7 protein-coding genes and 2 pseudogenes are annotated in these 8,213 nt (G+C 67.2%); 1 reads left to right on the plus strand and 8 read right to left on the minus strand.

Annotation, left to right across the window (positions count from 1 at the left end; genetic code table 11):
• The 7 genes and pseudogenes from AC1DY5_RS32540 to AC1DY5_RS32570 form a co-directional block, all read right to left on the minus strand.
• Positions 1–621 (minus strand): annotated as a pseudogene (locus tag AC1DY5_RS32540) (alpha/beta hydrolase); the annotation flags it as partial.
• 108 nt (positions 622–729) lie between these two features.
• Positions 730–1,508 (minus strand): annotated as a pseudogene (locus tag AC1DY5_RS32545) (SDR family NAD(P)-dependent oxidoreductase).
• Complete coding sequence (locus AC1DY5_RS32550) at positions 1,505–2,500, minus strand: Bug family tripartite tricarboxylate transporter substrate binding protein (RefSeq protein WP_478118200.1); 996 nt, start codon at positions 2,498–2,500, stop codon at positions 1,505–1,507. The pseudogene AC1DY5_RS32545 and the gene AC1DY5_RS32550 overlap by 4 nt, the downstream one beginning before the upstream one ends.
• 64 nt (positions 2,501–2,564) lie before the next feature.
• Positions 2,565–3,569 (minus strand): NAD-dependent epimerase/dehydratase family protein, encoded by a 1,005-nt coding sequence (locus AC1DY5_RS32555; protein WP_478118202.1) that lies wholly within the window; start codon positions 3,567–3,569, stop codon positions 2,565–2,567.
• A gap of 2 nt (positions 3,570–3,571) precedes the next feature.
• Positions 3,572–4,357 (minus strand): cyclase family protein, encoded by a 786-nt coding sequence (locus tag AC1DY5_RS32560; protein WP_478118204.1) that lies wholly within the window; start codon positions 4,355–4,357, stop codon positions 3,572–3,574.
• Between the two features lie 18 nt (positions 4,358–4,375).
• Positions 4,376–5,365: a fumarylacetoacetate hydrolase family protein gene (locus tag AC1DY5_RS32565; RefSeq protein WP_478118205.1), complete on the minus strand. Its 990-nt coding sequence runs from the start codon at positions 5,363–5,365 to the stop codon at positions 4,376–4,378.
• Positions 5,362–6,399: an SMP-30/gluconolactonase/LRE family protein gene (locus AC1DY5_RS32570; RefSeq protein WP_478118208.1), complete on the minus strand. Its 1,038-nt coding sequence runs from the start codon at positions 6,397–6,399 to the stop codon at positions 5,362–5,364. The genes AC1DY5_RS32565 and AC1DY5_RS32570 overlap by 4 nt, the downstream gene beginning before the upstream one ends.
• Before the next feature lie 136 nt (positions 6,400–6,535).
• Here AC1DY5_RS32570 and AC1DY5_RS32575 point away from each other — a divergent pair, with 136 nt between their 5' ends.
• The gene (locus AC1DY5_RS32575; RefSeq protein WP_478118211.1) at positions 6,536–7,450 is read left to right on the plus strand and encodes a LysR family transcriptional regulator; all 915 of its coding nucleotides are present in this window, start codon (positions 6,536–6,538) and stop codon (positions 7,448–7,450) included.
• A gap of 481 nt (positions 7,451–7,931) precedes the next feature.
• Here the strand turns inward: AC1DY5_RS32575 and AC1DY5_RS32580 are convergent.
• Positions 7,932–8,213: transposase (locus AC1DY5_RS32580; protein WP_478118213.1), on the minus strand; the 282-nt coding region annotated here is incomplete at its 5' end.

Raw genomic sequence — 8,213 nt, forward strand, 5'->3', positions numbered from 1 at the left:
GTGCTCACTGTCGTATCGCGCCGTGAGCCCGTGCAGCCGAAGCGCCTCGCCGGTGCCGGGCTGGTCGAGCACCAGCGATGCCACGCCGCGCTGGGCGAGCCAGCGCGGCAGGCCGACCCGGTACTTCATTTCCTTGGTCGAATCCAGGCCGTTCAGTTGCACGAGGATCGGTGCGCGAGCGCCCGACGCGAGGCCTTCGGCGCGAACGTAGAGGCCGGCCAGATGCGTGCCGCCATAGGGAATCTCGACGCGCTCGCAGTTCTCGCCGGCCAACCGCACGCCGCGCTCGAAGGTGTCGAGGAAGCGGCGATATAGCGCCTCGCGGCCGGGTGCGCCGTGGGCCTGCAGGCGTTCGGCGGTGATCAGGTAGGTCGCGGCGCGCCCGACGCCCGCGGAAATCAACCGGCCGCGGGCCTCGTCCTCGGCCGCGAGTTCGCCGAGCTGGTCGGCCATGCGCTTCCAGCTCTCGCGGAAGGCGGCCGAGGCGGCCGCATCGGGCTGGCGCGCGGCCTCCTGCAAGGGGGCGCACATGGTCTCGATCTCGCCGATCCGTGCACCCATCTCGATGGCGAGGTCGACCGAAAGATTCCAGACGTAGTTGGTTGGAAAGTACTTGAACATGTGTCTCCTGTCTCGATGGGCCGCGCCGATGCTAGTCAGACGGGTGGCGCGTGACGAATGGTTCTTCCCGATGCGAAGTATGGGCTGGCGCCATACCTGGTTTCTGGTTCAGCCTCCGTCCGACACCAGCGTGCCGCCGTCGACCACGAGGGTATGTCCGTTGATGAAGCCGCCGGCCGGCGATGCCAGCATCGCGGCCACACCGGCGACCTCGTACGGCTCGCCCACCCGGCGCAAGGGCGTCATCGCCAGGCGCCGCGCCATGAAATCTTCGTCGTCCAGCAGCGCCTGCGCCAGCGGCGTGCGGATCAGCCCGGGCGCGATGGCATTGGTCCGCACGCCGCGCGGTCCCCATTCGACGGCAAGGTTGCGCGCCATCTGCGACAGCGCGGCCTTCGTGAGGCCGTACAGGCCGATCGCGCGGTTACCGCGTGATGCGGCGATGCTGGCCATCAGGATGACACAGCCAGATCCGCGCGAAGCCATGCCGGGCACCAGCGAGGCACACAGCGCATGCACACTGGCCAGGTTCACCTGGAAGACTTGCTCCAATCGGCTCGACCCACGTCGAGCAGCGGCCCTGCGGGACCCTGCATCCCTGCATTGCAGACCACGGTGTCGATGCGCTCGAAGGCTTCGAGGGCGCGCGGGCCGAGGCTCGCGGCTTCGCGCGAATCGGACAGGTCGGCGAGCACCGTCCGCGCGCGCACGCCCCACTCACGGCATTGCGCAGCCAGGGCCTCCAGCTCGCTGCCGGCCCGGTCGGACAGGACCAGGTCCGCCCCCTGCCCTGCGAAGGTCCGGGCAATCGCCTGGCCCGCCGGCCGCGCCAGTGACCAAGGCGACCTGGCCGTGCAATCCGAACAGCGCTGGCCCTGTCGGTTCAATCAAGCTGCACCCCGACCTCGCGGATCACCTTGCCCCAGCGGGCGGTCTCGGTGCGGATCAGCTCGGCAAACTCGGCCCGCGAACTCGGCGCCACGACCAGACCCAGCTCGGTATAGCGCTGCACCACGTCGGGCGACTGCACGGCCTTGACCAGCTCGTCGTGCAGCAGGTTGGCGATGGGCTCGGGCGCGCCGGCCTTCACCACGACGCCGGTCCAGCCCGGGACGTCGAGCGACGGCAGGCCCAACTCGCCAATGGTCGGGACCTGCGGCAGCTGCGGCAGCCGGCGCTCGCTGCCCACCACCGCGAGCGCCCTCGCCTTGTTCTCCCGCACCAGCGGGATGCTGCTGGGCGTCACGTCCAGCAGCAGGTCGATGTGACCGGCCATCAGGTCCTGCACCGCCGGGGCGCCGCCCTTGTAGGCCACGTGGGTCATGCTGCCCTTGATGTCGCGCTTGAGCATCTCCATCCAGATGTGCGGCTGGCTGCCCATGCCGTAGGAGCCGTAGTTGAGGCCCTGCGCGGAACGTGCCGCCTCCAGGACCTCCTGCCAGGTCTTGAGCCGGCCGTTGGCCGGCACGATCACCAGCGTGGGCGAGACCAGCAGGCGGGTCAGCGGCATGAAGTCGTTGAGCGTGTCGTAGCTCAGCTTGGGATACAGGCCGGCGTTCATCGAGAAAGGGCCGAGGTCACCGTAGAAGAGCGTGTAGCCATCCGCGGGCTGCTGCTTCACGTGATTCGCACCGATCTGGCCGCCGGCGCCGGGCCGGTTGTCGACCACCACGGGTTGCCTGAGGCTGGCCGAGAGCTTCTGCGCGAGCATGCGCGACAGCGCATCGCCGAAGCCGCCCGCCGGATAGGGCACGACCCAGGTGATGGGCCGTGTCGGAAAGGCGGCGGCTTGCGCGCCGGCCCGGGCGGCGAGGGATGCCAGCGGCAGTGCAGCGGCCGTGCACAGCAGGGAACGTCGGGTTGGGTGTTGCAGTGTCATATCGATTGGACGGCGGGGCCGTGCTGGGAGAAAAAAATCAGGGCTCGGATGGGGAAGGGACGCATCACCGCCATGCTTCGTCCTCTTCGGCAAGCTCGAAGCCGGGTTCCAGCGCACGCTGCACCAATGCGGCGGGCGTGCCGTCGTCGCGCAAGCCAAGAGCGCGCGCCGCACGATCGTCCAGCGGCGGGTAACGGCCGAAAACCGCCTCTACTGCGGCTTGGGGCTCGCAACGCACCAGCTGGTCGCCGTCCACGCCGTAGACCGTCGACAGTGTCTGTACAACTTCGGCCATCGACAGGCGCAGTACCGGCAGCACCCAGGCGCGCGACCCGTCGTCGGCACCGCCGGCGCCCGGGTCCATCACCGCCGCATGCAGGAGGTTCTGTGCGCAGCGGCGCGCAGACATCCACCAGGCTGTCGCGGCGGGCCCGACCGGACAGATGAAGCCTTCTCCCGCGCGGAGCGCATGCATCACGTCGCTCATGAAGGCCGAGACCAGGCCCGAGGGCGCGCGCGGACGCGCCACGATGCCCGGCAAGCGCAGCGAGCGGCCGTCCAGCAGGCCACGGCGTGTGTAGTCGGCCAGCACGATTTCGCACGCGAGCTTGTGGGCGCCGTAGGTCATCGGCGGGCGCGTCGGCGTGGTGAGGCCGACCAGGTCCGGAAGTGGATGGCCGTAGACCGCGATCGTGCTGGCGTAGACGACGATGGGCGGGCCTTTGACGGCGCTGCGCTTTGCGGCCGCTACGGCAAGCGTTTCGAAGAGATCCAGGCTCGCGTCGAGGTTCACCCGCCGGCTCAGCGTCCGATCGGCCTCGGCGGCGCCGCCGGGCACCGCCGCGAGATGGAAGCACACGTCCGGCGCGAAGGCGGCGATGCGCTCCAGCACGCGCGCGTGGGCCAAGTCCCCTTCGATCCCGACCACGCCCGCGGGTAGCGCGGCCAATTGCGTGTCGCATGTCGCCAGCTGTTCGAGGGGCCGATCACCGACCCGTCGGCGGGCATGAAGCAGTTGCAGGAGGGTCGCGCCGATGAAGCCACCGGCGCCGGTCACCAGCACGCGCATCCTCAGTCCTCGAAGATGGCGACCGCGCGGGTCCAGCCGGCAGAGGCGCCGCGGATCTTGTGCGGAAAGCAGCAGATGGTGAAACCATCGCCCGGCAGCGACTCGAGGTTGTGCAGCTTCTCCAAGTGGCAATAGCCGATGTCGCGGCCGGCTTTATGCCCTTCCCAGATGAGCGAGGTGTCGCCCGTCTCGGCAATGCGCCGCGCGGTGTAGGCGAAAGGTGCGTCCCAGCTCCAGGCATCGGTGCCGGTCAGACGCACGCCGCGCTCCAGCAGGTACATGGTGGCCTCGTAGCCCATGCCGCAGCCGGCCGACACGTAGTCGTTGTGGCCGTATCGTTGGCCGGCACGGGTGTTTACCACCACGATCTCCATCGGCTGCAGCGCATGGCCGATGCGCGCCAACTCCGCATCTACATCGGCGGCCGTGGCGACATGGCCGTCCGGCAAATGCCGGAAGTCCAGCTTCACACCGGGCCTGAAACACCAGTCCAGCGGCACCTGGTCGATGGTGATCGAAGGACGGCTCCCGCCCAGCTTCGCGTCCTGCGTGGAATGGAAGTGGTACGGGGCATCCAGGTGGGTTCCGTTGTGCGTTGACAGACTCACCCATTCGGCGGCCGCCGCCTCGCCATCCGGGTAGTCCTCCGGCCGGGTGCCGGGGATGAGTTGCATGAACTCGTGCACGGTGTCGCCGTGCTTCTGGTAGGTGATCTTGGGCGCGAGCGGTGGCGGGTCCGAAAGGACGTCGTTCTCGAGGAAGATGGACAGATCTACGAAGCGAGGCATGGTGCGAGTGGCTCCTGCTCAGGCCTGCGGCGGGGTCGACTGCACCACGCGCTGGTCGATCACGCCGAAGACGGGCCGGTCTTCGAAGCGCGCTTCCATGCGCACGCGGTCACCGAAGTGCATGAACGGCGTCGGGCTGGCGCCGCTTTCGATCAGCTCGATGGCACGCCGCTCCGCGATGCACGCCGAGCCCTTGGCCCCGCCTGCGTTGGACACGGTGCCGGAGCCGATGATGGTGCCGGGCGAGAGCTTGCGCGTCTTGGCTGCGTGTGCAATCAGCTGGTCGAAGCCAAAGTTCATCTCCCGGCCGTTCGGATTGCCGAACCACTCACCGTTGTATTGCACATTCAGGTCCAGATGCACGCGTGCGTCGCTCCAGGCCACGCCGATCTCGTCGGGTGTCACCGCCACGGGTGCGAAGCTGGAGGAAGGCTTGGCCTGGAAAAAGCCGAAGCCGGTGCACATCTCGCGCGGACCGAAGGCGCGCAGGCTGACGTCGTTGATCAGCACCAGCAGCAGGATGCGGTTGCGCGCGAGTGGCGCGGGACATCCCATGGGCACCTGCCGCACGATGACGCCGAACTCGCCCTCGAAGTCGATGCCATGCGCCTCGTCGGGCAACGGCACATCGTCATGCGCGCCCAGCAGGTCGTCCGAGCCTCCCTGGTACATCAGAGGAATCTGGTCGCTGTCCGGAATGGGCGCGATGTTGAAGGCCCTTTCCATCAGCCGGCCGTGGTTCAGGAACGCCGAGCCGTCGCACCACTGGGGCGCGCGCGGCAGGGGTGCCGCGGCCTGAGACGGATCGAAGTCGAAGGCACCCGGTGCTGTGCCGGCGTTGAGAGATCCGTAGAGCGCAAGGAGGTCGGGCGCCGTGCTGTCCCATCGCTCCACCGCATCCAGCAAGGTGGGCGCGATGTGAATTGCATCGACTGCCTGCCGAAGGTCGGTCGAAACTACGACGAGGCGGCCATCCTTGCGGCCGTTCTTGAGGGTGGCGAGTTTCATGTTTGAGAGTCTTCGTTCCAGTGGATGGGTGCCAACCCGGGCACGGGTGAGCGAAAGCTGGGCAAGGTGGTGCCGCGCAGACTGCCCAGGTAGACGGTCTGCAGGTCCGGACCGCCGAAGGTCAGGCTGGCCATCCAGGGTGCGAGCCTGCCGCAGGCCGCGGCSATGATCTCGGGGGTGCGGGTGCGGGCTTCGTAGTGGGCGTCGAGCGCACGCGTGGCGTCGGGGTTGCCGTCATCCAGGAGAGTCAGCAACTCGCCGTCCGGCGTGATGGCCACCAGGCGGTCGGCCATCACCAGGGTGACCCACAGGTTGCCGAAGGCATCGAAGGCAAAGCCGTCCGGAAACCCGGGGAGCCTCTGCGGCCCGTACACCTCGCGAAGGCCCAGCGAACCATCGGGGTGCACTCTCAGCCGGGAGATCCGGCGGGCGTTGCTTTCGACCACGTAGAGCCATTCCTCCGCCGCGTCCATCCGGACTTCGTTGGTGCCCTCGAAACCTTCGGCCACGATGCGAGGGCCCTGCTCGTCAATGACGGCGATGCAGCCGTCGGCCGCACGGGCGTTGATGGAATCGGTCCAGGGGTTCATGCGCGTAGTGACGGTGAGCCAGAGGCGGCCGGGCCGGTCGCGCAGCACGAAGTTGGCCTTCCCCAGCGGCCGGCCGTCGATGCGGTCGAACATACGGCGGACATGGCCCTCGCGGTCCATGATGTCGACCGAGTCGGTGCCCCAATTCGCCACAGCGATCTCGCCATTGGGCAGGAAGGCCATGCCGTTGGGCAGCGAGCCGTGGCTCTGCACATAGCGGCCGTCGAAGTCAATCGCGGCAGCAGGCTCCGCGGACACGCGCGGGACCACCAGACGCTGCTCGCCGCCGGGAGCAATGCGCATCGCGCCGCCGCGTGCATCCGCCGTCCACAGCGTTCCATTGCGCTCGGCCAGGATGCATTCGGGACGTTGGAGATCGTGGCCGACGTGACGGATCGATGCCCGATCGACCTGCCAGCCCCGCAGGGGATTGTTCTTGACCATGCCGCTCTTGTGTTGAAGAGCGCGCAGCTTAGGTGCGCCTCAGCGCCAGCACCAACGGATTCTTCCGATGCCTGCCATCGCCCCGCGCAATACCTGCGCCTCGCTAAGATGGCCGCGGTACTGACGGAGACATCCCATGCGTTACCAGCGCATCGACCTGAACCTGCTGATCGCGCTCGATGCCCTGCTGGCCGAGCGCAACGTGACCCGCGCGGCGGAACGCATGCACATGACCCAGTCGGCCATGAGCGGCGTGCTGTCGAGGCTGCGCGAATACTTCGAAGATCCCCTGCTCGTGCCGGTGGGCCGCAGCATGCAGCTGACGCCGCGGGCCGAAAGCCTGATCGAGCCGGTGCGCAACATCATCCTGCAGGTGGACGCCACCCTCGGCGTCAAGCCCGAGTTCGAGCCGACGACGGCGCGCCGCCATTTCCAATTGATTGCCTCCGACTACGTGACGCAGGTTCTGCTGGCCGAAGTGCTCCGTCGCATCGCACAGACGGCCCCGCACTTAACCTTCGATGTGCGGCCTACGTACAGCGGCATGGCGCAAGACCTCGACCAGGGCCGCGTCGATTTCCTGATCACACCCGCACACCTCACGCTGGCCGAGCACCCGCAGTCGGTGCTGTTCGAGGACACATATCACGTGATCGCATGCCAGCAGAACCTCGAACTGCAGGAACGCATCACGCTGGAGCAATACCGGTCGTTGGGGCATGTCGTATATCAGGCCGACCAAGGCACCAATCCCTGGTTCGAACAGTGGTATGCAAACCAACATGGCAATACGCGGCGCGTCGAGATCGTCGCGCACGGCTTCCTGCTGATGCCGCGCTTCGTCGTCGGAACTCGCCGGATCGCAACGATCCAGACCCGCCTGGCCAAGCAGTTCGTCCAGGCCATGCCCTTGCGTCTTCTGGATCCGCCGCTCGAGACGCCCAGGCTGACCGAAGTGCTGCAATGGCACCGCTATCGCGACGATGACCCGGGTGTCGGGTGGGTTCGCGACCAAATCACAGAGCTAGCCGCAGCCATGCCGCCAATCTAGTGCCGCGCAAATCCATCCGCCGAGACGGCGCGTTGAGTCGGATCCGCGAGGCAGCAGCGATGTCGTCGCTTAGCGGTTGTGACCAACACCGGAATTCGCATGGCCGCAACGTTCGCGCCGCACGGACGGAGGAAATTCCACGAAACGGCTCGAACAGCCCTCCCACTCGGCGACGGGCGGCTTCGCAGCGTTTGCGGTCCTTCCCTGCCGCCCGGCGAACTCACGCTGTAAACCGGATTCCTGTCATCCCGGCGCCATGGAGATTTCAGCATCGACGGCCGGTTTCAAGGCGGTGCAGACGTAGCCGTTGCCGTCGCTCAAGCTGGACCCCGCCTCTGCGACCAACGGCCCATCGAATGGCAGCTATCCAATCAGCCGGAATGGAACTCCGGGCCCACTGCTGACCTTCGCTTTGCCGAACTCGCTGCCGGAAAGCAGTCGCTCAACGCCTGAATTATTGATCTTTACGTAACCCATGACATTACCAGAGCGTAGCCTGCATCCAGCAGGCGGCAATGATCGAGGGTCGCTTCTGAGCGCTCTTGAGCTTGTTGCGCGCGGTCGTGTGCAGCTCGCTGAGGTCGTTGGGGCAGTAGTTGGCCAGGGCATGTCGTTTGAGCCAGGCCCACAGATACTCCACCGGATTGAGGTCGGGCGCGTACGGCGGCAGGAACGCGATCTGGATATGGCCGCCCAGGCTGTCCAGATAGTCGCGCACCAGCCGACTGCGGTGCGCCTTCAAGCCATCCCAGATGACCAGCAG

This window comes from Variovorax sp. P4_D9 (genome assembly GCF_056401695.1).